This is a genomic window from Eoetvoesiella sp., from assembly GCF_035555955.1.
Taxonomy (GTDB): Bacteria; Pseudomonadota; Gammaproteobacteria; order Burkholderiales; family Burkholderiaceae_B; genus Eoetvoesia.
In genome coordinates this window covers 42,181-63,109 of the sequence record NZ_DATMGA010000019.1, presented here as the reverse complement: position 1 = coordinate 63,109, position 20,929 = coordinate 42,181, and the positions used below count along the sequence as shown (strand labels likewise).

23 protein-coding genes are annotated in these 20,929 nt (G+C 59.6%); 7 read left to right on the top strand and 16 right to left on the bottom strand.

The genetic code is table 11. From position 1 onward, the window contains the following. Positions 1-96: 96 nt before the first annotated feature. Positions 97-873 carry a substrate-binding periplasmic protein gene (locus VNT00_RS06395; protein ID WP_325585640.1) on the bottom strand — a complete coding sequence of 259 codons (777 nt, stop codon included), beginning with the start codon at positions 871-873 and terminating at the stop codon, positions 97-99. Between the two features lie 59 nt (positions 874-932). Next, the gene (locus tag VNT00_RS06390) at positions 933-1,844 is read right to left on the bottom strand and encodes an MBL fold metallo-hydrolase (protein ID WP_325585638.1); all 912 of its coding nucleotides are present in this window, start codon (positions 1,842-1,844) and stop codon (positions 933-935) included. A gap of 142 nt (positions 1,845-1,986) precedes the next feature. Here VNT00_RS06390 and VNT00_RS06385 point away from each other — a divergent pair, with 142 nt between their 5' ends. Then, positions 1,987-2,847, top strand: coding sequence for a class I SAM-dependent methyltransferase (locus VNT00_RS06385; protein WP_325585636.1), 861 nt, complete (start codon positions 1,987-1,989; stop codon positions 2,845-2,847). A 123-nt stretch (positions 2,848-2,970) separates the two neighbouring features. Here the strand turns inward: VNT00_RS06385 and VNT00_RS06380 are convergent, their stop codons facing one another. From VNT00_RS06380 to VNT00_RS06365, 4 genes are all read right to left on the bottom strand, one after another. Beyond that, positions 2,971-4,131, bottom strand: coding sequence for a PQQ-dependent sugar dehydrogenase (locus VNT00_RS06380; RefSeq protein ID WP_325585634.1), 1,161 nt, complete (start codon positions 4,129-4,131; stop codon positions 2,971-2,973). Between the two features lie 163 nt (positions 4,132-4,294). Next, on the bottom strand, positions 4,295-5,575 hold the full coding sequence (locus VNT00_RS06375) for an MFS transporter (RefSeq protein ID WP_325585632.1): 1,281 nt from the start codon (positions 5,573-5,575) through the stop codon (positions 4,295-4,297). A 172-nt stretch (positions 5,576-5,747) separates the two neighbouring features. Beyond that, complete coding sequence (locus tag VNT00_RS06370; protein ID WP_325585630.1) at positions 5,748-6,083, bottom strand: EthD domain-containing protein; 336 nt, start codon at positions 6,081-6,083, stop codon at positions 5,748-5,750. Positions 6,084-6,110: 27 nt separating this feature from the next. Then, complete coding sequence (locus VNT00_RS06365) at positions 6,111-7,010, bottom strand: fumarylacetoacetate hydrolase family protein (protein WP_325585628.1); 900 nt, start codon at positions 7,008-7,010, stop codon at positions 6,111-6,113. Positions 7,011-7,143: 133 nt separating this feature from the next. Here VNT00_RS06365 and VNT00_RS06360 point away from each other — a divergent pair, with 133 nt between their 5' ends. Continuing rightward, complete coding sequence (locus VNT00_RS06360) at positions 7,144-7,869, top strand: FCD domain-containing protein (RefSeq protein WP_325585626.1); 726 nt, start codon at positions 7,144-7,146, stop codon at positions 7,867-7,869. Between the two features lie 148 nt (positions 7,870-8,017). Here VNT00_RS06360 and VNT00_RS06355 read toward each other — a convergent pair whose 3' ends face one another. After that, positions 8,018-8,239 (bottom strand): YgdI/YgdR family lipoprotein, encoded by a 222-nt coding sequence (locus tag VNT00_RS06355; RefSeq protein WP_325585624.1) that lies wholly within the window; start codon positions 8,237-8,239, stop codon positions 8,018-8,020. A 284-nt stretch (positions 8,240-8,523) separates the two neighbouring features. On the opposite strand from VNT00_RS06355, the gene VNT00_RS06350 reads away from it, so the two are divergent. After that, positions 8,524-9,075 carry a DUF2799 domain-containing protein gene (locus tag VNT00_RS06350; RefSeq protein WP_325585622.1) on the top strand — a complete coding sequence of 184 codons (552 nt, stop codon included), beginning with the start codon at positions 8,524-8,526 and terminating at the stop codon, positions 9,073-9,075. 107 nt (positions 9,076-9,182) lie between these two features. Here VNT00_RS06350 and VNT00_RS06345 read toward each other — a convergent pair whose 3' ends face one another. From VNT00_RS06345 to VNT00_RS06330, 4 genes are all read right to left on the bottom strand, one after another. Continuing rightward, positions 9,183-9,608: a PaaI family thioesterase gene (locus VNT00_RS06345; RefSeq protein ID WP_325585620.1), complete on the bottom strand. Its 426-nt coding sequence runs from the start codon at positions 9,606-9,608 to the stop codon at positions 9,183-9,185. Between the two features lie 82 nt (positions 9,609-9,690). Continuing rightward, the gene (locus VNT00_RS06340) at positions 9,691-10,401 is read right to left on the bottom strand and encodes a glutathione S-transferase (RefSeq protein WP_325585618.1); all 711 of its coding nucleotides are present in this window, start codon (positions 10,399-10,401) and stop codon (positions 9,691-9,693) included. 31 nt (positions 10,402-10,432) lie between these two features. After that, positions 10,433-11,803, bottom strand: a complete 1,371-nt coding sequence (gor, locus tag VNT00_RS06335; protein ID WP_325585616.1) for a glutathione-disulfide reductase — start codon at positions 11,801-11,803, stop codon at positions 10,433-10,435. 161 nt (positions 11,804-11,964) lie between these two features. Then, positions 11,965-13,173 (bottom strand): MFS transporter, encoded by a 1,209-nt coding sequence (locus VNT00_RS06330; RefSeq protein WP_325585614.1) that lies wholly within the window; start codon positions 13,171-13,173, stop codon positions 11,965-11,967. Between the two features lie 176 nt (positions 13,174-13,349). On the opposite strand from VNT00_RS06330, the gene VNT00_RS06325 reads away from it, so the two are divergent. Both VNT00_RS06325 and VNT00_RS06320 read left to right on the top strand, forming a co-directional pair. Next, positions 13,350-13,925 (top strand): TetR/AcrR family transcriptional regulator, encoded by a 576-nt coding sequence (locus VNT00_RS06325; protein WP_325585612.1) that lies wholly within the window; start codon positions 13,350-13,352, stop codon positions 13,923-13,925. Between the two features lie 82 nt (positions 13,926-14,007). Further along, entirely contained in the window at positions 14,008-14,484 is a 477-nt protein-coding gene (locus tag VNT00_RS06320) for a nuclear transport factor 2 family protein (protein ID WP_325585610.1), read from the top strand. Positions 14,485-14,541: 57 nt separating this feature from the next. On the opposite strand, the gene VNT00_RS06315 is transcribed toward VNT00_RS06320, so the two are convergent. Next, on the bottom strand, positions 14,542-15,450 hold the full coding sequence (locus VNT00_RS06315; RefSeq protein ID WP_325585608.1) for a LysR family transcriptional regulator: 909 nt from the start codon (positions 15,448-15,450) through the stop codon (positions 14,542-14,544). A gap of 119 nt (positions 15,451-15,569) precedes the next feature. On the opposite strand from VNT00_RS06315, the gene VNT00_RS06310 reads away from it, so the two are divergent. Beyond that, positions 15,570-16,331: an SDR family NAD(P)-dependent oxidoreductase gene (locus tag VNT00_RS06310; RefSeq protein WP_325585606.1), complete on the top strand. Its 762-nt coding sequence runs from the start codon at positions 15,570-15,572 to the stop codon at positions 16,329-16,331. Here VNT00_RS06310 and VNT00_RS06305 read toward each other — a convergent pair. Genes VNT00_RS06305 through VNT00_RS06290 form a run of 4 tightly spaced genes read right to left on the bottom strand, consistent with a single transcriptional unit; the run spans position 16,324 to position 19,624 of the window. Continuing rightward, complete coding sequence (locus VNT00_RS06305) at positions 16,324-16,662, bottom strand: cupin domain-containing protein (protein WP_325585605.1); 339 nt, start codon at positions 16,660-16,662, stop codon at positions 16,324-16,326. The genes VNT00_RS06310 and VNT00_RS06305 overlap by 8 nt on opposite strands. 27 nt (positions 16,663-16,689) lie before the next feature. Next, positions 16,690-17,982 (bottom strand): TRAP transporter large permease, encoded by a 1,293-nt coding sequence (locus VNT00_RS06300; protein WP_325585603.1) that lies wholly within the window; start codon positions 17,980-17,982, stop codon positions 16,690-16,692. Between the two features lie 38 nt (positions 17,983-18,020). Next, positions 18,021-18,587: a TRAP transporter small permease gene (locus tag VNT00_RS06295; protein ID WP_325585601.1), complete on the bottom strand. Its 567-nt coding sequence runs from the start codon at positions 18,585-18,587 to the stop codon at positions 18,021-18,023. Next, complete coding sequence (locus VNT00_RS06290) at positions 18,584-19,624, bottom strand: TRAP transporter substrate-binding protein (RefSeq protein WP_325585600.1); 1,041 nt, start codon at positions 19,622-19,624, stop codon at positions 18,584-18,586. The genes VNT00_RS06295 and VNT00_RS06290 overlap by 4 nt, the downstream gene beginning before the upstream one ends. Before the next feature lie 384 nt (positions 19,625-20,008). Between VNT00_RS06290 and VNT00_RS06285 the strand changes: the two genes are divergently transcribed. Continuing rightward, positions 20,009-20,911, top strand: a complete 903-nt coding sequence (locus VNT00_RS06285; RefSeq protein ID WP_325585661.1) for a LysR family transcriptional regulator — start codon at positions 20,009-20,011, stop codon at positions 20,909-20,911. Positions 20,912-20,929 lie beyond the last annotated feature (18 nt).

Sequence of the window (20,929 nt, the reverse complement as noted above, 5' to 3'; positions counted from 1 at the left end):
CCGGGAAAACCCGGCCGCGCAAATGCATCAGCGGTCGGGTTTGCAGCGCCTTAACAACAATCGCCGATACCAATAGGCCGCAAGCCAGGAAGCTTATTACTTCATGGATCCAGTGGCCCCTTCGCCAAGCCATTTCTTGTTTATGGCGGCCCACGTGCCGTCGGCCTTAATGGCGGAAATTCCCTCATCGAGCTTCTTCAGCACCTGGGCGGATTTTCCCTTGGGAACCGCCAAGGCCAGCGGCAGCTCGAGAAAGAGCTTATCCGGCGCGGTGACTTTGCCCGGATGCAGCTTTGCGGCAAGCACGGTTCCAACTTGAAAATTCAAGGCCGCGGCATCCGCCTTGCCCGAAACGAGCTGGCTCAGGCTTTCCTCGTAGTTCGCGGTTACCACCAGTTTGACCTGCGGCGCATTTTTTTTGATGTATCCCGCCAAGGGCCCTGTTTTCGGAGTGGTCACTGTTTTCCCAGCAAGCGCGGACAGGCCTTCCGGTGTTTTCTGCGGAGCCAGCACGAACAAAGCACCTCCGGTCGGCAACAGCGGCGCGCTGAAATCGTAGATGGCACGCCGTTGCTCGGTAATGGCAATGGGAAAGACCGCATCCGCATCGCCCTTTTCCACCGTCGGCATCATTTCCTTGAAAGGAACGGGCACGAAGGAAATGCTTATTCCAGCGCGCTTCGCCGCCGCTTCCAGAATATCCACGGCAAGCCCCTGCGATTTGCCCTGCTCGACGCTGGCAAAAGGTGGGAACCGCTGGTCGTGCACGACACGAAGCGTTTGCGCCGCACAGCTCTTTCCTATGAACGTCGCTGCAACGGCCATGGGAATGAAAACCAGGCACTTGCGCAACCAGGCATTGACTGTAGACATCGATTTCCCCTGATGGTGAAAAATTAAAAGATACTGCGGATAATGCCTTGACCAAGCCCTCAGTCAGCCTCGTCATCCACGAAATGATAGGTGTAGCTAATATCTTCGCTGGTTTCCACCTTGCTTAATCGCCCGGCGGTCGGCGCGGGGAAGTGTGCAGGAAACAGCAAGGTGCCCAGTTCCGCGTGCTCTTTCATGAACGCCAGGCGCGTGGCGCGCGATTGGTTCTGGTCGAAGCAAAAGCGCGTACTCCATTTCGGGAAGCAGCATTGCAGCGGGTGATGAAGCAGGTCGCCGGTGATGATCGCGGATTCGCCTTCGCTGTTGATTTCGACACAGGCATGGCCGGGCGTATGGCCCGGCGCGGGAACCAGGCGCAGTGCGGCATCGATGCGGTGATCCGTCTCGACCAGGTCGGCCAGGCCGGCGTCGAACACCGGCTGCACACTGTCTTCGATATAGTCGCCGGTGCGCTCGAGCGCGGTCTTGCCTATTTCGCTGCGCCAATAGGCGTACTCGGGCTTCACGAAAAGATAGCGGGCATTGGGAAAGGTGGGCACCCATTGGCCGTCTTCCAGCCGGGTATGCCAGCCGACGTGATCGACATGCAAATGGGTGGACAGCACGATGTCGACTTGTTCGGGCTCGACGCCAGCCTCTTGAAGCCGTGACAGCCAGTGCCAGACGGCGCCATCGAACTCGCCGCGCACCCGCTGCTTGCAGTCGCCCACACAGGTGTCAACCAGAATGGTCTTGCCGGCGCTGCGCAGCAAATAGCTTTGCATGGCGATTACCAGCCGGTCGCTGGCGGCATCGTATAAATGGGGCCCCATCCAGCCGGCCTGGGCGGCGATTATCTCGGGCGTGGAGTCGGGGTAAAGCTCCGCGGGATGCAGCAAGGGGCCGGAAGATTCGACCAGTATCGTCACCGTAACGGCGCCGATGCGAAAAGTGCGTGGTGTATCGTTCATGTCTCGTTGTTTTGATATGGTGATGCCATCGTACTACGCCCGCCGACTGTCGAATAGCTCCCGCGCGGCATGGCGTCGGATCGTTCAGCGCACGGTCAGCAAGCCGGCTTCTGGCGAAAACGAACGGAAAGGATTGAACATCATGAACGATGAACGCAAGATAGCGCCGGACAGCACGGCGGCGCGGGTCGCCTTGTGGCGGGCCCTGCATGTCCAGGCGGATCCTCCACCGCACGTGATCGAGGATGAAATCGGCCTCAGACTGCTGGCCCCGGATCCCGACTGGCGCAGCCGCGGCGACATGGATCTGCAATTCACGCTCCCCTTCCGGGCGTCGATCGTGGCCCGCGCCCGCTACATCGACGACCTGGTCGTGGAGCAAGCTGGTCAAGGCGTCGAGCAGTACGTCATTCTGGGCGCCGGCCTCGACAGCTTCGCGCAGCGAAGGCCCGATATTGCCTCCCGGCTGAAGGTATTCGAAATCGACCCGCCCGGCCCGCAGGCCTGGAAGCGCCAGCGCCTGGTCGAGCTGGGCTTCGGCGTTCCCGGCTGGCTGCATTTCGTGCCCGTCGATTTCGAAGCCGGGGAAGACTGGCGGGCCAAGCTGGCAACCTCCGGTTTCGACGCAGGCAAGCCGGCCATCGTGGTCTCCACCGGCGTCAGCATGTATCTGACCAAAGAGGCGAACGCGGCCACGCTGCGCCAGGTTTCGGCTTTTGCCCCAGGTTCCACGCTTGCCATGACTTTCCTGCTTCCGCTGGAAATGGCCGGCCCCGAAGTGCGGCCCGGGCTCGAGATGGCGGCGAAAGGCGCGCAAGCAAGCGGAACACCGTTCCTGAGCTATTTCACCCCACACGAAATCCTGACCCTGGCCCGCGAAACCGGCTTTGCGCAGGCGCGCCATGTTCCCGCGTCAGACCTTGCGCAGCGTTACTTTGCAAACAGGGAGGACGGCCTGCGTCCGCCCGACAATGGAGAGGAACTGCTGGTGGCCAGCACTTGACTCGCGGGTTCACGGCCCGGCGCGCTTTTCGGCTCCCCTCATGCGCGAAGGCGACGCCAGCCCCGGCGCCGCAGCCAAGCATGCATGCCGTCGAAAGAACACGCGGCCAGGCAGTTGGCCAGGTCAGCGAGGCGTAAGCCTTAGCAACCGCCCCCCTTCCTCGTCCTCGATCAGCCACACCGCGCCGTCGCTGGCCACGGCGACATCGCGTATGCGATGCCCCAAAACCCAGCGTTCGGCCTCTTTGGCGCCGCCCTTCCCGTCGAAGGCGATACGCACCAGGCCTCTCTCCACCAGGCCACCGATGAGGGCGGAGCCACGCCATGCGGGGAACATGGCGCCCTCATAGAAGGCCAGGCCCGCCGGCGCAATGACCGGCGTCCAGTAGACGACAGGGGCTTCGAATTCGGGGTGGGTGCCGTGACGGGGAATGGGCGTGCCGTTGTAGTTGTCGCCATTGGAAACCACGGGCCAGCCGTAGTTGCGTCCAGGCTGGATGAGGTTGAGCTCGTCGCCGCCGCGCGGGCCCATTTCGTCAAGCCAAAGGCGGCCGTCGGGCGCGAATGCCAGCCCATAGGGATTGCGATGGCCCGTGGTCCAGGTCTGGGCCTTGACGCCGCCCTGGCCGGCCATGGGATTGTCCTTGGGTGTGGAGCCGTCCAGGTTCAGGCGCAGCACCTTGCCCTGCGCCAGGTCGGGGTCTTGCGCGGTCCGGGGCTGCTGGCGGTCGCCCGTCGTCAGGAACAGATGCCGCCCATCGGGCGGGAACGCGATAATGCCGCCCGGTTGACCGCGACTGCTGAAGCGGTTCTGTCGCCAGATGATGGCAAGGTTGGCGAGGCTTGCCGCGCCGCCGGACTCGCGCAGTTGCGCGCGGGCCAGCGCAAGCGCGCCGCCGCCGCGCCCGGGTTCGACAAAGGTGAGATAAATGCTGTGGTCGCGGGAAAATGCGGGCGAAACGGCGACGTCGAGCAAACCGTTCTGACCGCTGTAATACACCTTGGGAATACCGGCCACTTCTTTCTTTTCGCCCTTCTGCGTCGTGATGAACAGCTTTCCGGGCTTTTCAGTGACCAGCAGACGGCCGTCGGGAAGAAAGGCGATGGCCCAGGGATACTCGAACGTGGCGACGCTGTCCATGGTAAAGGGCTGATCCGCGCTTGGCTGATTCCGGCCAGCGTTTTCCGACGCGGCGCGGACCGTCGCAGGCATCGAAGCCAGCAAGGCCGCGCTGGCCAGCGTCGCGGCGCCGATGATGCCGGGAATGGAAATTTTCATTTTCATGGTGCGGCCAGCCTCGCTTCATTGAGGTCACGCCGACACGGTAGCGCTTTTTTACTTCACCGTCACACCCTCACGCTATGCCTGGGCTTTGCAGCGGCAGTTCGCCAACGGGACGCCTACGGCGGCGTAAGAGCCCACCCTCGCGCAAGGCCGGGCCGAACCTCTAGGCTTCCAAGCCCACTTCCTTGATCAGCGCCCTTTTGCCCGAATCGGGATAAGGCAGGAAGGCGCCCAGCAAGGTTGCCCCGACCACGGCGATGGCCAACGCATACAAGGACATGGTGAAATCCGGCGTGTGTCCACGTATTACGCCGATCAGCCATGGCGCGAAGAACCCCGCCAGCCCGCTGATGGCATTGATCAGCGCCATGCCGCCGGCCGCGCCCGCCCCCGAAAGGAAAGTGGCGGGCAGCGTCCAGAACACGCCGAACGTGCCGATGATGCCGGCCGCCGCAATGCAGATGAAAACGAAGGACAGCAGCGGCATCGATGAAGTCAGCCCGCTTGCCGCCAGGCTGATGGCGCCTATGCCCATCGGCACGGCCAGGTGCCAGCGGCGCTCGCCCGTCTGATCGGAATGCTTGCCGTTCAGGATCATGGCAATGGCCCCCAGCAGGAACGGAATGGCCCCGGTGAGCCCGATCTCGATGATGGACATATGAGTCATTTGCTTGAGCACCTGCGGCAGCCAGGTGGATACGCCGAAAAAGCCGACGCCCATGCAGAAGTACGTAATGCCAAGCATCCACACCAAGGGAGTCAGCAAGGCTTTCTTGAAACTGGAGGTGCCCACCTTCTCGGCGGCCTTGTGCTCGGCCGCCAGGGCCTGGATCAGCCAGTCGCGCTCGGGCCCCGAAAGCCATTTCGCCTTGGCCGGCGTATCGACGATATAAAAGAACGCAATGACGCCGAGCACGACCGCTGGCGCGCCCTCGATAATCATCATCCAGCGCCAGCCCGAAAGGCCGGCGACCTCGTGCGAGGCCGACATGATCAGACCCGAAATCGGAAACCCGATGACCAGGGCGATGATGTTGGCGCTGAATACCTGGCCAATGGCCTTGCCCAGATACTTGGCCGGAAACCACGATGCCAGGTAATACAGCACCGAGGGGAAAAAGCCCGCCTCGACCACGCCCAGCAGAATCCGCCCCACAACCAGTTGAGTTGGGGTCTGGGCGAAAGCAATGGCTATGGCCACCAAGCCCCATGTGAACATGATGCGCGCCAGCCATTTACGCGCACCGAAGCGATGCATCATGAGATTGCTGGGCACTTCGAACAGGATGTACCCGAGATAGAAAATACCAGCGGCAAAGCCGAACATTTCCGGCCCCATGCCAAGCTCCTGGTTCATCTGCAGCGCCGCGAAACCGATGTTCGCCCTGTCCAGGTAATTGACGAACCATCCTGCAAAGAGCAGCGGCACGATGCTCCACGTCATTTTTCTTATGATTTTTTTCTCATCCATTGTGTCCATACCCACCTCGTTTGATTTCAAAAAACAGACCTGGCCGATCCGCACCCGGCGCGAATACCCGAATGCTTCTCGCCGCCGTCATAAAGCCATGAATGAACCCTCTCGCCCGCCGGCATTCGGCAGGCGTCGGAGGGCTTCAAGCAACTGACTCGTCTGCGACAAGATGCTGGGTAATATGAAACAGCCGCCCCTCGAACAAAGGCAGAATCTCCTGCATCTTGCTTTTCAGTTCCTGACGCACAGGAAAGGTAAACGCATGATTCATGGCCTCGACCGAGTCGTAGACCGACTCGAAGGTCATGTACAGCGACGGGCCGCCGTCTTCGATTCCCTGCTCCCGCATTACGCGCACCGACCTCACCCCGGGGAAGCGCTTCATGATGGGCACGACCTCGGTTGCGATGAAGGCATCGAATTGCCGGACGTTCTGCGGCAATACCTTGCCTTCCAGGTACGCGGTTCTGACTATCATGATTTCGTCTCCTTTCGACCCGCGCCGTTACACAGACGGGCCCACTTGAACCGACAAGGCGCCGATGGCTTCGATCTTCGCATCGATGCGATCGCCGACTTTCAGGAAAGTGCGCTTCGGGAACCCCACTCCGGCGGGGGTGCCCGTAAGCACCACATCGCCTGGGTCGAGCGTCATGATGTTCGACAACGTGACGAGCTGCTCGCGGATGTCGAACACCATGCCGCTGGTGCGCGCGTCCTGTTTGACCTGACCGTTCACGCTTAGCTCGAGCGCAAGATTCTGCGGGTCGGGAATGAAGGCCGCCGGGATCAAGCGCGGGCCCAGGGGGCAGCAGGTATCCAGCGCCTTGCCGGCCACCCAGTCGAGCTTGTAGAAGGTGTCGGGCGCGCTGTTGAAGTCTCGAGCGCAAAGATCGATGGCCACCGTGTAGGCCGCCACCGCATCCAGGGCGTTGTCCAGCGTCAGCCGCCGGCTGCGCTTGCCGATAACGACCGCCAGCTCGATCTCCCAGTCGAACATTTCCGTACCCAGCGGATACTCGACCGTGGATTCGTGCCCGACCACGGCATTGCGCGGGGGCTTGAAGAAGAAAAACAGCCGCTGCGCCTCCTTGCGCAGATCGGGCACGCCCATTTCGGCCAGATGGTCGTAATAGTTGGCGCCGGCGCACAGGACTTTGCCCGGATACAACAGCGGCGCCAGCACCTTGACCTCGCCGCGCGCCAACCCCGCCGCCGGATCGCATTGCGCGGCGGCTTTCTGCAAAACGGGAAAGTGCTTGTCCCACTGCGCAAACAGCGCCACGACGTCCTGGGGCAGGCCGGTTTCGGCGGCCACGGACTCCAGCGGATGAAACCGGTCGTTGATTTCGATGCAGCCAAGCACCTTGCCGGCATGTTCTACGGTGGAAAGGGCAAAAGACATAGTGTTGCTTCCTTGGGAAATCGTCATTAGATGGCTAAATTTTATAAATTCAAATTAAATTTATAAATTATAGTTTTCCCTAAGAAATTCATTAAAATTTATAAGTCGATACCCGTAGAGCTATACTTTCCCCATGACTTCCATAAGCGCCGATTCCCTCGCCAATTCTGCCGCCGCGTCGGAAAAGACGCGGGCAGAACTCGCCTATAAATTGATCAGCAAAGACTTGCTGGCGGGCCGGTTCGAACCCTCGTCGCGCCTGCGGCTCAACGAACTGAAGCTGCGCTACGACCTGGGCCTCAGCCCTTTGCGCGAGGCGCTTTTGCGCCTGGCCTCAGAAGGGCTGGTGGTTGCCGAGGGCCAGAGAGGCTTCGCCGTGGCGCCGGTTTCAGCCGTGGAGCTGATCGACCTGACCCGCACGCGACAGCAAATCGAGGCCATCGCCTTGTCCGCGGCCATCGCGCAAGGCAATGAAGAATGGGAAGCGAATATTCTTTCGGCGTTTCACCGCCTGTCGCGCACGCCGTTGCCGGACAGCATGGACGACTTCGACGCCGTCATGAACTGGGAATCGCGGCACCGTGCTTTCCACGACGCGCTGGTGGCCGCCTGCGACTCGCCGTGGCTGCTGCGATTCCACTCACAGCTTTTGGATCATTCCGAGCGCTATCGCCGGCTACGCATGATCAGCCCGCCCCCAGCGGCCGCAAATTCCGCACGCGACCGCGACACCGAGCATCGCGAGATCATGGAGGCGGTGCTGGAGCGCAATGCGCCCAAAGCCTGTGAACTTATGAACAAGCATCTGCAGCGCACGGCGGACGCCGCATTTCCCAAGGCGGCAACGAAAGCCGCCTGAATCGGCCAGGCATGGCCGCAGGCTGCGTATTCAATACAACCTGCGGTCGAACAGTGTAGAAAAACCTGTCTTTGCAGCATTGCCGGCCCCTGGTCTGCCTGGCGTCAAGCGTGACACGGGCATAAGCCCGAAAAACGCTACCTACAGCTTACTTGACCTCTTCAATGCTCTTGACGTTGTTCGAGTTCACCTTGACTTCCTTACCGTCCTTCTCGTAGGTGACGAAACCGTCTTTGCTATCGATCTCGGGCTTATCCGCCGTCATGGTCTTCTGGCCATCCTGGGTGGTCACCTCGGTTGGCGTAGAGCACGCTGCAATGCTCCCGCAACCCGCAACCATCAACGCGAACAGGAATTTCTTCAAGGTCATGATAAGACTCCTTATTGACTCGTAGCTAGAACTTTCAGAGTAACAAGGGCCTCGCCACGGTATTGTGAAGTTTTGTCAGATCAAGCCACAAAACCCTACCCTACAGCGGCAAAGCATGCATACCGCGCAGCGCCGGCAAGAGTATCCGCCGCCCCGGATTAAAAGGCCGGCAATACCAGTATGGGCGGCCGGGAGAAATGCGTAACGTTCGTCAGCGGCTCGACACCGGAACTTACTTCGATTCCTTATAATGTTTCAAAATATTATGGAACGGGGAACTCATTGTGAGCGGCAAACAACAGCTTTCAACCTTGATGCGCGTAGTGGTGGTCTGTGGCCTGGCCAGCCTGTTCGCAGGATGCGCCAGCATGTCGGCCGAGGAATGCCGTACCGCCAACTGGCGCGAACAAGGCATGCGGGACGGGCAAAACGGCCAGCCGCGCTCTTACCTGGAAGCGCATCGTGAAGCCTGCGGGAAAGTAGGTGTTGTACCCAACGCCAGCCAATATGAAGCGGGCCGCGCCATTGGCATCAAGCACTACTGCACGCCCGCCAACGGGCTGAACGAAGGACGCCAAGGACACAGCTACCGCAATGCCTGCCCGCCCGAACTGGAACCCGCATTTCTGGATCGCTACAAGGCAGGCTACCGCGTCTACCAGGCCCAGAAGCGCGTCGACTCGCTGGTATCCGAACAACGGAACAAACAGTACCAACTGGACAAGGCCAAGGACGACAACGCACGCGACTCGCTACGGCGCCAGTTGCGAGACCTGGATTACAGCCTGCGCAGCGCGCGCGACGTGCTTTCGTACGAGGAAAGCCGGCTGCGTTAGCGCCGGTTGCGCATCTATTCCCGAAACTGCGTAGGCATGGACGGAAAACGGGACTCGCCTTCCTCCGCATCCACGCCAAAGGTAAAGGCACCGAGGGATCCGTCGGATCAGGCCGGGGCGACGCCAAAGCACCCTCGCCCGACCGCCGTCAGGCGCGCCTGCTCATCGAAGACGTCCACGTCTACGACGCCGATGTTCTTGCCGACGCGACGCACCAGCGCCTTGGCCAGCAAAAAACCGCCTGTGCTGGGCCGCAAGTAATCAACCCTGAAATTGATGGTGGGTACAGTCGCCTGGGTACCCATGACCACCGTAAAAGCGCCCGCTGTATCGATCAGCGCGGCCACCGCCCCGCCATGAAACTGTCCGGAGGACTCGATGCGTTCCAACTGACTTCCCTTGGGCATCTTCAGCTCCAGTGTGCCGGCCCCCACATCCATATGCGTGCAGCTCAACCCTAAAAAGCGGATAAGCGGCGAACTGTCCATCAATTGCTGTATCTGCTCCCGAGTCATCGTTGTTGATTCACTCATGCTTCATTCCTTTCTTCTATAACTTTGCGTGAACATCGCCGTGCCGGCTCAAGCCCGGCCCAGCACTGTTTAAACAAGACGGCTACCGTCCATCCAACTCTGGATAATGGCGGAACATGCCGTCGCCGAACGGCAGGCGTCGATCGCTGGCGAAGTAATCCTGCAATTCGGGCAGATCGGCCACTCTTTGATGCAGACCCGCCAAAAGCGGATAGCTGTGCATGATGGCCGCCATGCGCTTGGGGAAGGCAAACAGCAGGCCGTCCATCAATAGATACAGCGACAGATCGGCATACGACCAGCGCGCACTGCTGGTAAGCCAGCCGTCGTAATGCGAAAGGACCTTCTCGAAATACGCCAGGTACTTCGGCAGCCGCGCCTGGCGAAAGTCCTGCGCGCGGCGCAGGGCCTCCACTTTTTGCTCTTCGTAGTACATGCCGGATGCAATGGGGTGATGAACATCGTGCGCTTCGACCACCATATCGGCGATAGTAAGCTGCAACTGGTTCACCCAAAGCCGGCCCGCCGTGTCGGACGGCGCCAAGCCATGCTTTTCCCCCAGGAACAGCAGGATATTGGCGGTCTGGGAAATGGTCATGCCGTCGGCAATCAGATACGGCGGTGCAAACGGCGGGCAGGCGCGGTCGCTCAGCATATCGTCGATCAACCGCCGGCTGTCGCCATCGCCCTCGCGGGCGCAATCCCGATAGGCAATGCCCGCCGCCTCGAGCGCCAGCCGAACGAATTCGCCGCGCCCGGGAATGCCATTCCAATACCAGAGTTCATAGATCATGACGGTTCCTTGGGAAAAATTACGCCATCAGTCAATCACCCACCTTATCCCTCATGGTCACGAACTCTTCGGCGGCGGTGGGGTGTATGCCGACGGTGCGGTCGAATTGGCGTTTGGTAGCGCCGCATTGCAAGGCTATGGCCAGGCCCTGCATGATTTCGGCGGCGTCGGGGCCGACCATGTGGCAGCCGAGCACGCGATCGCTGTCGCGGTCGACCACCAGTTTCATCAGCGTTTTTTCCTGGCGACCGCTCAAGGTGTTGCGCATGGGGCGGAATTTGCTGCGGTAGATGTCCACCTGCTTGCCCGCTTCGCGCGCTTGCTGCTCGCTCAAACCCACCGTGGCGACGGGCGGCTGGCTGAATACGGCCGTGGGGATATTGCTTGGGTCGAACGATGTGGGATTGCCGTTGTATAGGGTTTCGACCAGGGCGCGTGCCTCGGCGATGGCGACGGGGGTCAGGTTGTGCTTGTTGGTGACGTCGCCCACGGCGTAGATATTGGGCACCGAGGTCACCGACCACTCGTCGACCAGCACAGCGCCGTTCTCGTCTGTTTTGACGCCCGCTTCCGCCAGCCCCAGGGTGCTTGTATTGGGCGCGCGGCCGGTGGCGTAAAGAATTTGGTCGCAAGGCAGAACCTGGCCGTTGTTCAACCTAACCTCCAGCCCGCCCGACACTTTTTCGATACGCTCGACCAGAGTTCCGCTAAGAATATGCATGCCGCGCCCGGTCAGCTCTTCCGCCAGGTGCGCGCGGACGTCCTGGTCGAAGCCGCGCAGGGGAATATCGCGGCGCACCACCAGGGTCACATCCGCCCCCAGGGCCTGGAAGATGCCGGCAAACTCCACGGCAATATAGCCCGCGCCGACGATCACGATACGCTTGGGCAACTCGGCCAGTTCAAGCGCTTCGTTCGACGTGATGGCATGCTTGATGCCCGGCGTGTCCGGCAGGGTCGGATAGCCGCCGGTGGCGATAAGAATGCGTTCGGCGGTAACCTTGCGTCCACCGATATCCACAGTATGCGCATCGACAAGGCGGCCTCGGCCTTCGATCAAGGTAACGCCGGCATCGGCCAGCATTTTCAGGTAAATGCCGTTGAGGCGGTCGATTTCGCGGTTCTTGGCCCGGATAAGGGTTGGCCAGTCGAACGTGGCCTGCGGAATGTCCCAGCCATAGCCTTTCGCGTCGGCGATGTCGTCGGCCACATGGGCGCCGTACACCAGCAGCTTCTTAGGAACACAGCCCCGGATGACGCAAGTCCCACCCACCCGGCTGTCTTCGCAGATGCCGACTTTCGCGCCGTAAGAGGCGGCGCGCCGCGAGCCCGCAACGCCACCCGAACCGGCGCCGATGGTGAAGAGGTCGAACTCGTAGTCGCTATTCCTTGCCTGAGCCATGCTGTTGTTCCGTCCTTGTATGAAAACCCCGCCTAGTGTGCAACAAGCCCGGCCCGCATGCAAACCAGGCGGATGAAGCCCAGCGAGGCGGCGGCCGTAAACGGCACAAGCACGCCTGGCGCCGCCCGCGCCCCATCGGGTACGGCCGGGCAAGCCGCGAACTACTTTCCAATGGGGAAAAGCCTGCCGCCTATCAACGCCATGAGCGCCAGCACGATAAGCGCCGCGCCGTAGTAATCGCTGGCGGCAGCCAAGCCGATGACATTGGTGAGGACACCGGCCAGCACTGCGGGCAGGCAGAACGCCAGATAGTTCATGATGTAGAAGGCGGCCATCAGGCCCGCGCGCTCGTGGGGCTGCGCCACGGGCAGCAAGGTGCGCAACGCACCAAGAAACCCAAGCCCGAAGCCCAGGCCCGACAAAGCGGTTCCTAAAAAGAACAACCACATGGCACTGCCGTGCACGCCGCCCAAGGTGGTGGCCACGCCCAGCGCCAGAGACGAAGCGCCAACCACCAGCATACGTTGCGGCGTCCAGGCACGCAGCACGACCACGACAGCCGCGGCAGTCAACGTCAGAATAGCCACCATGACGCCGCCAACGACGGGATCGTGCACACCTGTAACCTGGGCGATCAGGGTCGGGCCCAACGAGAAATAGAAACCGCCCAGCGCCCACCCCGCCACGTCCATGGGTGCGATAAGCAACAATACACGCCAGGCATGGCGCGGCACGGCCACGGTGGGCAGCATGGCTGCCAGCACCCCCGGCCGCCTGACGACCGTCTCGGGCATGAAGCACGCGGCCAGGGCCTGCAAGACCAGCACCACAAGCAATACGACATACACGAGCTGCATGGGCGCCGGCGCAAACTGAACCAGGATACTGGCCCCGAACGCCCCCACAGCCAGGCCTATCATGGGCGCTACGCTGTTGATCATGGGACTGCGCCTGCTGTCCAGATCCATAAGACCGGCCGTCAGCGCGCTGGTGGCCGCCCCGGTGGCCACCCCTTGCACGATGCGCGCGGCAATCAACATGGGAACGGCACTGGCCGTCATGAACACCACCATGGAAACGGCGTCCAGCGCCAGCGCGCTGGCAATCACGGGCCGGCGGCCGATGTGATCGGACACCGACCCCAGCACCAGCAAAGCCAGCAACAGGAAGATGGCGTACACCCCGAAGATGATGGTCAGTGTGCTGGCCGAGAACCCCCAATGCTCACGGTAAATACTGTACAAGGGCGTAGGCGCGCTGGAAGCCGCCATGAAAGTCAGCAAGGCCAGCGCCTGCAGCCACAGGGCGGCAGGCCGCCCCATCAGCCAAGGGGGTTGCGATGCCGTCAAGGTGGTTTGCCGTGTGCCCATGTCAGTTCGTTCCAGATTGGTTTATTTGAAGAATTCCGGCCCAAGGGCCAGAGCCTCTCCGCCACAATACGAAGGTGCACGCTTTGGCATGCAGCCAATTAACGCAAAAAATTTGCATTTACGCATTCTGCGCCGATATCGCTCTTAAAGCAAATAATTTGTGTTAACGTTGCAACATGAGCATTCGAGAAGGCATTCGCCCAGGCGGCCGCAGCGCCCGCGTCCAGGAATCCGTGCACAAGGCCGTGCGCGAACTGATCGCCGAGCTGGGACGCCACAACGTTACCGTACCCTTGATCGCGGCGCGGGCGGGCGTTACGCCGTCGACCATCTACCGGCGTTGGGGTGATCTTTCCGAACTGCTGGCCGACGTAGCGCTGGAGCGCCTGCGCCCCGATGCGGAACCGGCTGATACCGGAAGCGTCGGCACCGACCTTCTTGCCTGGGGCGATCAGTTCTTCGACGAAATGACCTCCGAACCTGGCAAAGCCATGGTGCGCGCCGTGCTGGCCTGCGCCGCCAATAACAACTGGCAAGCGCAATGCTCCGAATATACGCGCTCGCAAATCGAGATTATTCTTAACCGCGCGCACCAGCGCGGCGAAGCAGCGCCGGACGCCGATACGGTCATGGATCGTTTCGTGGCGCCCATCATGTACAGGAACGTGTTCTCCGGCAGCCAAATGAGCGCCGAGCAAGCCCGGGCGCTGATGCAATCCTGCCTGGACGACACCACGACAAACAGGCCCTAGATCGACATAGGCTGTGGCCCGTTCCGCCAGCCGATCCGTGAACGCCTGCACAGGTTTTTCCCGTAACCGAACGAGGTCACACATGTCGTCTACCGAAGCCCGCCCACCCTTCCCCCCTTTCACGCGGGAAACCGCCATTCAGAAAGTACGCCAAGGCGAAGACGGCTGGAACCATCGCAACCCCGATAAGGTCGCACTGGCCTACAGCCTGGACACACGCTGGCGCAACCGCTCGGAGTTCGTCCACAACCGGGGCGAAGCCCGGGAGTTCCTCGCCCGAAAATGGGCCAAGGAACTGGATTACCGGCTCATCAAGGAAATGTGGGCCTTTACGGACAATCGCATTGCCGTGCGCTATGCCTACGAGTGGCACGACGACTCGGGCAACTGGTTTCGTTCGTACGGCAACGAAAACTGGGAATTCGACACCGACGGCCTGATGAAAATCCGCCACTCAAGCATCAACGATTTGCCGATCAAAGAATCCGAGCGCAAATTCCACTGGCCTTTGGGGCGCCGGCCCGACGATCACCCCGGGCTTTCCGATCTGGGGCTTTAGGAAAATGCGCCGAACGCTTGCCATGGGCTCCGCCATGCTGCGGCTCCCAGGCAAGGCTCAAGAATCCATCCCTGTATACGGCGCGACCCGCTCCGCCAGCCAGTCCATGAACACTTGCACCCGCGCGGGAACCTGCCTGCGGTTCTGGTACAGGATGGAAACAGGCATGGGCTCGGGCGCATAGGCCGGCAGGACTTCGATGAGTTCACCCTGCTCCAGCAAATGGCGCATACCCATGACCGGCGCCTGGATAAGTCCCAGGCCGGCTACGCAGCCGGCCTCATAGGTTTCCGTGTTGTTGACGGTCAAGGCCGCGGGCATGGGCCAATAGCGCCTGCGCTTGCCATCGAACCATTCCCAGCCCAGCGGCTTGGCGCCAAGCATCGGATCGTACTCGATCAACCAGTGGTCGGCCAGGTCTTCCAATGTTTTGGGGCAGCCATAGCGCTCGACATACGCGGGGCTGGCGCAATTGACTACCCTTACCGAGCCCAGCGAACGGGCCACCAGCGACGACTCCTGCAGCCGGCCGATGCGCAGCACACAATCGAAGCCCTCTTTCACCAGATCCACATGCCTGTCCGCACTGCCCAGATCGATTTGCAGCAAAGGATGCTTTTGCAGGAATTCCGGCAACTGCGGCACCACCACATTCCGCGCCATTCCGGCCGGCATGTCGACGCGCAAGCGACCTTCCAGGCCCTCCGCCTTGTTGCGGAACATGGTTCGCAATTCGTCGACGTCCATCAGCACGTTCTTGCTGCGTTCATAAAACTGCTGGCCGTCCGGCGTAAGCTGCACACGGCGCGTGGTGCGATGCAAAAGGCGCGTGCCCAGCATGCTCTCCAGTTCCTGCACCGCCGTCGAAACGCTGCCATTGGGCAGACCCATATGGCGGGCGGCCTGTGTAAAGCTGGAAAGCTCCGCCACCCGCAAGAAGATTCCCATGGCCTGGATTTCATTCATCGCGCCCTTCCTGATTATGCTGGAATTCTGAAAAGTTTAATCCTATTATCAGTCTTTATCTCTATTTTTCCAGACAATACACTAGCGTCCATTCACTACTCTTTTACGAGGACAGACGCATGAACACAGGAAAAATAGCAATCATCACCGGCGGCACGCGGGGGCTGGGCCTGAATACTGCCCTGAAGCTGGCGGAAAGCGGCGCCGACATCATTCTTACCTATCGATCCAACGCGGCCGACGGCGCTGCCGCCGTGGCCAAGATACAAAAACTAGGACGGCAAGCAGTGGCCCTGCCGCTGGATGTGGCCGACAGCCGCAGCTTCGCGGCCTTCGCGCAGGAAGTGAAATCGGCGCTGGCCGCGAACTGGCAACGCGACTCCTTCGACTACCTCGTCAACAACGCCGGCATCGGCATCAATGCCAGCGTGGCGGAAACCACCGAAGAGCAATTCGATACCCTGGTGAACATCCACCTGAAGGGCCCCTTCTTCCTTACCCAGAATCTGCTTGGCCTTATCGCCGACGGCGGGCGCATCGTCAATATATCCAGCGGACTCGCCCGCTTCGCCCTGCCCGGATTCGCGGCTTACGCCGCGGCCAAGGGCGGCGTGGAAGTCCTGACCCGCTATATGGCGAAAGAACTCGGCCCGCGCGGCATCGCCGTCAACACCGTGGCGCCCGGCGCCATCGAAACGGATTTCGGCGGCGGCGTGGTGCGGGACAACGCCGACATGAACAAAGCCATCGCCAGCCAGACCGCCATGGGCCGCGTCGGCCTGCCGGACGACATCGGCGACGCCATCGCCGCGCTGCTCACGCCCGGAAACCGCTGGATCACCGCCCAGCGCATCGAGGTTTCGGGGGGGATGTTTATTTGAGGGCGGCAGGAATAACGGTAATCAAGATCACGGGAAGAATGCCTTTATTCAGCAGGGCACGCTCTTCTCCTGCGGGAATGAAACAACTGTCAAATTCGCGCAAGACATGCTCACGCCCATCGACAGCAACCGTGATCTCGCCCGAAACCACCACATAGACCCGGTCAACGGCAGAGGCGCTCAATTGAGCCCCTCCGTCAGGTTCAAAAACCGATAGGCCTACCTGATCAGGAAAAGGACTTATTTCACCACCCTGCATGCGATAGCCTCGCATATTGAAGTGCTTGGGTGCATCATAAGCCGGAGCATCGTTTCTAGTAGTGATCTGCATAAGAATAAAAGTAGCGGGGAAAGTTGATTAATGATGAGCAAGGCCGTTTACCAATACCAATGACAATGCGGGCACGAAGACCAACAGCAATATGCGCACAAGATCAGAAGCAAGGAATGGCATCACTCCCTTGGCCGTTTCCAGGTAAGGCACATCTTTTGCCAGTTTCTGGATGATGAAAAGATTCATGCCTAATGGGGGATGCACCAGACCAATCTCCACCACCATCAAAGCCAGGATGCCAAACCAGATCGATTTGTCGGCCACCGACAGCCCAAAGAAGTCCAACTGCATTACCACCGGGTAGAAGATGGGAATGGTCAGAAGGATCATGGCCAGTGAGTCCATGACGCAGCCAAGAAAAACATAGATCAGAAGTATCGTGAAAAGCACCAGCAACGGCGGTTGGCCGCTACTGATAACCCACTGCACCAGCTCCACAGGCATTTGAGTAAGCGCCAGCCCCGCATTCAACAGATCAGCCCCAAGCAGCACGAAGAAGATCATGGCTGTAGCCTGTGCTGTGCCCAGGATGCTCTTCTTGATACCGTCCCAGCGCAATCCCCCCTTGCTTACAGCAAGTAAGCCGCAGGCTGCGGCGCCAATGGACGCCGCTTCAGTCGGATTGGCCCATCCGTCGTAAATACCAACGATGACCACCACGAAAACCGCCAGCACTGGGGTTACCGCAAGCAGCGCAGCTAGTCGATCACGAAATCCCAACCGTTCGCCTGCTGGGCCAGCCTTCGGATTTAGGGTCACGACCAGGCGGATCACCAGCATATAGCCAAGAGTGGCGATAAGCCCGGGAATAACTGCCGCCATGAACAGCTTGCCAATCGACTCTTGAGTAAGAACGGCATATATAACCAGAGGGACGGAAGGAGGGATAAGAATACCTAGCGTACCGCCGGCGGCGATAGTTCCGGTGGAAAGTCTTCCGGAATAACCGTGACGGCGCAACTCGGGTAGCGCAACCTGCCCCATGGTGGCGGCAGTGGCCAGGGAGGATCCGCAAATCGCCCCGAAACCCGCGCAGGCAGCCGCCGCGGCCATGGCCAAGCCACCTTTCCAATGACCGATGAAAGCCGCTGCACAGCGGAACAATGCCTGGGACAATCCCCCATGCGTGGCAAATTGCCCCATCAAGATAAACAACGGAACAACCGCCAGATCATAATTGGACAGCCGTGCATATCCCAGGTTATTGATGGTATAGAGCAAGGCGTTGGCATCACCCCCATTCATTACCAAAAATGCAACGGCGCCTGCTGCAAACATGGCCGAACCAACATGCAGCCGCATCACCAGCGTGAACATGAGTCCTGCAAAAATCCATAACCCGACAGCTAGACCGCTCATACTGTGCCTCGCTTTTGCTTATTGAGGGAATACGCAGCCCGATAAGCTCCCCCTAGGGACAGCAACGCAAAGCTTGGCACCAGCAATGCAATGGGAATCCACATGGGGAACGAAAGCAATGTCGAAATTTCGCCCGAGGAAAAGGTATCGATGGCCTGCAACGCTGTACGCCAGGCAAGCAACCCTGCCACGGTCATGATTGCAAGATGCGCCACAGCGTCAAGAACAGAACGCGCCGAAGCTGACAACCAACCGCTGAAAGCATCCACTTTGATATGGTGGTCGTGAATTTCACAATAGGGTAGAAACGCGGCCGCCCCGATAGCTGTGCCCATCTGCATCAGCTCGACATCACCCTGTATTGGGGCCGCAAAAAGCTTACGCCCAACGATGGAGACAATAGACATCACGATCAGGGCAAGAAATATTACCCCTCCCGACACGGCCAGGCCGCTGGACGCCCGCTCGAGCAGGCATCCAAATGAGCTGCTACGCCGGCCTTGACCAGCACCGGCCGCTTCGGTGATGCCCGCAAGCTGATACGCCTCATTGAGTTCGCTCATGATGCGGCCTGCTTATCTTGATCCGCCCCAATCGAACGGGCTCCATTGCTAAGCGCTGCGCCGTCCAGACCTTTGGCGGCAGCCTCCTTGATCCACTCTTGCTCGACGACTGCCACCGCCTTGCGCATGGCAGCGTAATCTATTGGCTTGATTTCAATAATCTCATTCCCTCCTGCCTTGGCTTTCGCACGCGCAGCTTCAGTGGCTTGATCCCAGGCCTTGCCGGCAGCATCCACCAAAGCCTGCCCACTATTGCGATCGATTACTGCTTTGAGGTCGGCTGGCAAGCTTTCATACTTTTTCTTGTTCATGAGCAAGGTCATGGCCTGGGAACTAAACCCAGGCTCGCCAACAGGCGACTCGGTATGGAACTTGGTGACTTCATCAAGCTTGACCGAAGGAACCAGTTCCCACGCGGCCATGGCGCCGTCGACAACTCCCTTGGTCACCGCGTCGGTGATTTGTGGTGGAGGCATATTGACGGGCGTACCGCCCAGGGCAATGAGCATGCGTGACGCCATGCGCGAGCCGCTTCTGAGCTTCTCACCCGAGAAATCGCTCAAGGTCAACATGGGCTTGTTGGCCGTATCCATGACTATGCTGCCACCTGAATGAATTGCCAATACTTTGAAATCCGTGAAATCCTTCTGGGCGAACTTTTCGTAAAACTCCCACATGGCCTTGCTCGCAGCTGAACTGCCGGCCGGCATCACGAAAGGCAACTCCACGGCTTCGATTCTGGGAAATCGGCCCGTCGAAAATGCCGGAGATGTCCAGACGATGTCGGCAATCCCATGCTTTACTTGATCAACCAGTTGCGACGGCTTACCACCTAGTTGCATGGCGGGATATATCTGGCATTTGAGGTGGCCGTCAGACTCCTTATTGATCTTCTTGCACCAGGGCTCCAGAACATGCTGCTGGAAGTTGGAGCTTGGAGGCAGGAAATGCGAAACCTTCAGCGTCACGTCTTGGGCATAAGCCGCTGCCAGCGCACACGAAAAAAACAAACCAACAAGCCAATGGGAAATTTTCATTTTGTCTCCTTATCTAATCAATTCGTAATTCTGTTATGGTTGCCAGCCTCGTGCCAATTGCCTGGCCATCGTCAATGCATCGACATCTTCGATATCCAAGGCATGCGCTTCCGAATGCCTGGTGATACAAAAAACTCCGTACTGAACAAGAAGCCAGAGGCTCCTGGCCCGCCCCCCAATAATTATTTTTTGAGATTCCAACACACGGGCGAGACGCACGTCTAATGATAAATAGCGATCTCGGCATTCCTGCGAGTTATGCCGGAAAAATCAGGGCTGAATGCAGTATCATTTGCGGGGCATAAGGACACAAAAAACGTGCCAGAAAATCTGGCGCACAACCAATGATGTGCCAACCACTGGAAGGACGGGCTAGTGAAAGACATGCTGGACTCAAATCTGCTGAAGTGTTTTCTTGCCATTCTTGAAAATGGCAAGCTAACCGCAGCAGCCGGAGAATTGTGCCTCACGCAGCCCGCTCTTTCCAAAAGCCTGAAACGCCTTGAAGACGAGCTTGGTGTTCCGCTATTCGAACGCACACCATTGGGGATGGTCCCAACGGCATACGGAATTGCCCTAGGGCGCCGGGCGCGCCATATCCAGCTGGAATCGCGCAGCGCGCGCGAAGAACTGCAGATGCTGAGCGAAGGGGGCTTTGGTTCTCTTACGATCGGAATTGGCCCGTTATGGTCGGCATACGAACTTCCGGACATACTGGCCAGCATGATACGCAAGCGATCCGACATTCACATCCGAGTCGTTTCAGGCGTCCTGGATCAGCTTTTGCCGGACTTGCTGCAGGGCAAACTGGACGCCGTGTGCACGGTTCTGGATTTTCCCGAACATCCCGACCTGCAAAAGGTATTCCTATTCGACAGCGAGCACATTATCGTCGCGCACGAAAGCCATCCCCTTGCATCCATGGCCCTGGTGCAACCCGAAGACCTGCAGAAGCATCTTTTCGTCGGCCTGGACGGCGACTATGCTGGGCTGGCCCGTATGGAAAAGTTCTTTGCCCTGCATGGCCTGCAATCGCCAAACCTCGCCATGGAATGCAGTTCTCTTGAAACACTGCTATCGGCCTTGAAAACCGGTGGCTTTCTCGCCAGCCTTTCCATACAGTTGCTGGACAGAGGCCTGGCGATGGGCTTGAAGCGCATTAATGTCAAAGAATCGTTCTGGCGATTCCGCTCGGGCCTGGTATACCGACGATCCCCTCAACGCCCGCCCTTGGTTTGCGCCCTCGAACGCGAACTGCTGGAGCGATTCGCGCAATACAAGGAATAAGGCCTGTTGTCCCAGTCC

Excerpts from the sequence above, each read along its gene's own strand:
- VNT00_RS06395 (WP_325585640.1), bottom strand. The coding sequence starts at position 873 with ATGTCTACAGTCAATGCCTGGTTGCGCAAGTGCCTGGTTTTCATTCCC.
- VNT00_RS06390 (WP_325585638.1), bottom strand. The coding sequence starts at position 1,844 with ATGAACGATACACCACGCACTTTTCGCATCGGCGCCGTTACGGTGACG.
- VNT00_RS06385 (WP_325585636.1), top strand. The coding sequence starts at position 1,987 with ATGAACGATGAACGCAAGATAGCGCCGGACAGCACGGCGGCGCGGGTC.
- VNT00_RS06380 (WP_325585634.1), bottom strand. The coding sequence starts at position 4,131 with ATGAAAATGAAAATTTCCATTCCCGGCATCATCGGCGCCGCGACGCTG.
- VNT00_RS06375 (WP_325585632.1), bottom strand. The coding sequence starts at position 5,575 with ATGACGTGGAGCATCGTGCCGCTGCTCTTTGCAGGATGGTTCGTCAAT.
- VNT00_RS06370 (WP_325585630.1), bottom strand. The coding sequence starts at position 6,083 with ATGATAGTCAGAACCGCGTACCTGGAAGGCAAGGTATTGCCGCAGAAC.
- VNT00_RS06365 (WP_325585628.1), bottom strand. The coding sequence starts at position 7,010 with ATGTCTTTTGCCCTTTCCACCGTAGAACATGCCGGCAAGGTGCTTGGC.
- VNT00_RS06360 (WP_325585626.1), top strand. The coding sequence starts at position 7,144 with ATGACTTCCATAAGCGCCGATTCCCTCGCCAATTCTGCCGCCGCGTCG.
- VNT00_RS06355 (WP_325585624.1), bottom strand. The coding sequence starts at position 8,239 with ATGACCTTGAAGAAATTCCTGTTCGCGTTGATGGTTGCGGGTTGCGGG.
- VNT00_RS06345 (WP_325585620.1), bottom strand. The coding sequence starts at position 9,608 with ATGAGTGAATCAACAACGATGACTCGGGAGCAGATACAGCAATTGATG.
- VNT00_RS06340 (WP_325585618.1), bottom strand. The coding sequence starts at position 10,401 with ATGATCTATGAACTCTGGTATTGGAATGGCATTCCCGGGCGCGGCGAA.
- gor (WP_325585616.1), bottom strand. The coding sequence starts at position 11,803 with ATGGCTCAGGCAAGGAATAGCGACTACGAGTTCGACCTCTTCACCATC.
- VNT00_RS06330 (WP_325585614.1), bottom strand. The coding sequence starts at position 13,173 with ATGGGCACACGGCAAACCACCTTGACGGCATCGCAACCCCCTTGGCTG.
- VNT00_RS06325 (WP_325585612.1), top strand. The coding sequence starts at position 13,350 with ATGAGCATTCGAGAAGGCATTCGCCCAGGCGGCCGCAGCGCCCGCGTC.
- VNT00_RS06320 (WP_325585610.1), top strand. The coding sequence starts at position 14,008 with ATGTCGTCTACCGAAGCCCGCCCACCCTTCCCCCCTTTCACGCGGGAA.
- VNT00_RS06315 (WP_325585608.1), bottom strand. The coding sequence starts at position 15,450 with ATGAATGAAATCCAGGCCATGGGAATCTTCTTGCGGGTGGCGGAGCTT.
- VNT00_RS06310 (WP_325585606.1), top strand. The coding sequence starts at position 15,570 with ATGAACACAGGAAAAATAGCAATCATCACCGGCGGCACGCGGGGGCTG.
- VNT00_RS06305 (WP_325585605.1), bottom strand. The coding sequence starts at position 16,662 with ATGCAGATCACTACTAGAAACGATGCTCCGGCTTATGATGCACCCAAG.
- VNT00_RS06300 (WP_325585603.1), bottom strand. The coding sequence starts at position 17,982 with ATGTTCACGCTGGTGATGCGGCTGCATGTTGGTTCGGCCATGTTTGCA.
- VNT00_RS06295 (WP_325585601.1), bottom strand. The coding sequence starts at position 18,587 with ATGAGCGAACTCAATGAGGCGTATCAGCTTGCGGGCATCACCGAAGCG.
- VNT00_RS06290 (WP_325585600.1), bottom strand. The coding sequence starts at position 19,624 with ATGAAAATTTCCCATTGGCTTGTTGGTTTGTTTTTTTCGTGTGCGCTG.
- VNT00_RS06285 (WP_325585661.1), top strand. The coding sequence starts at position 20,009 with ATGCTGGACTCAAATCTGCTGAAGTGTTTTCTTGCCATTCTTGAAAAT.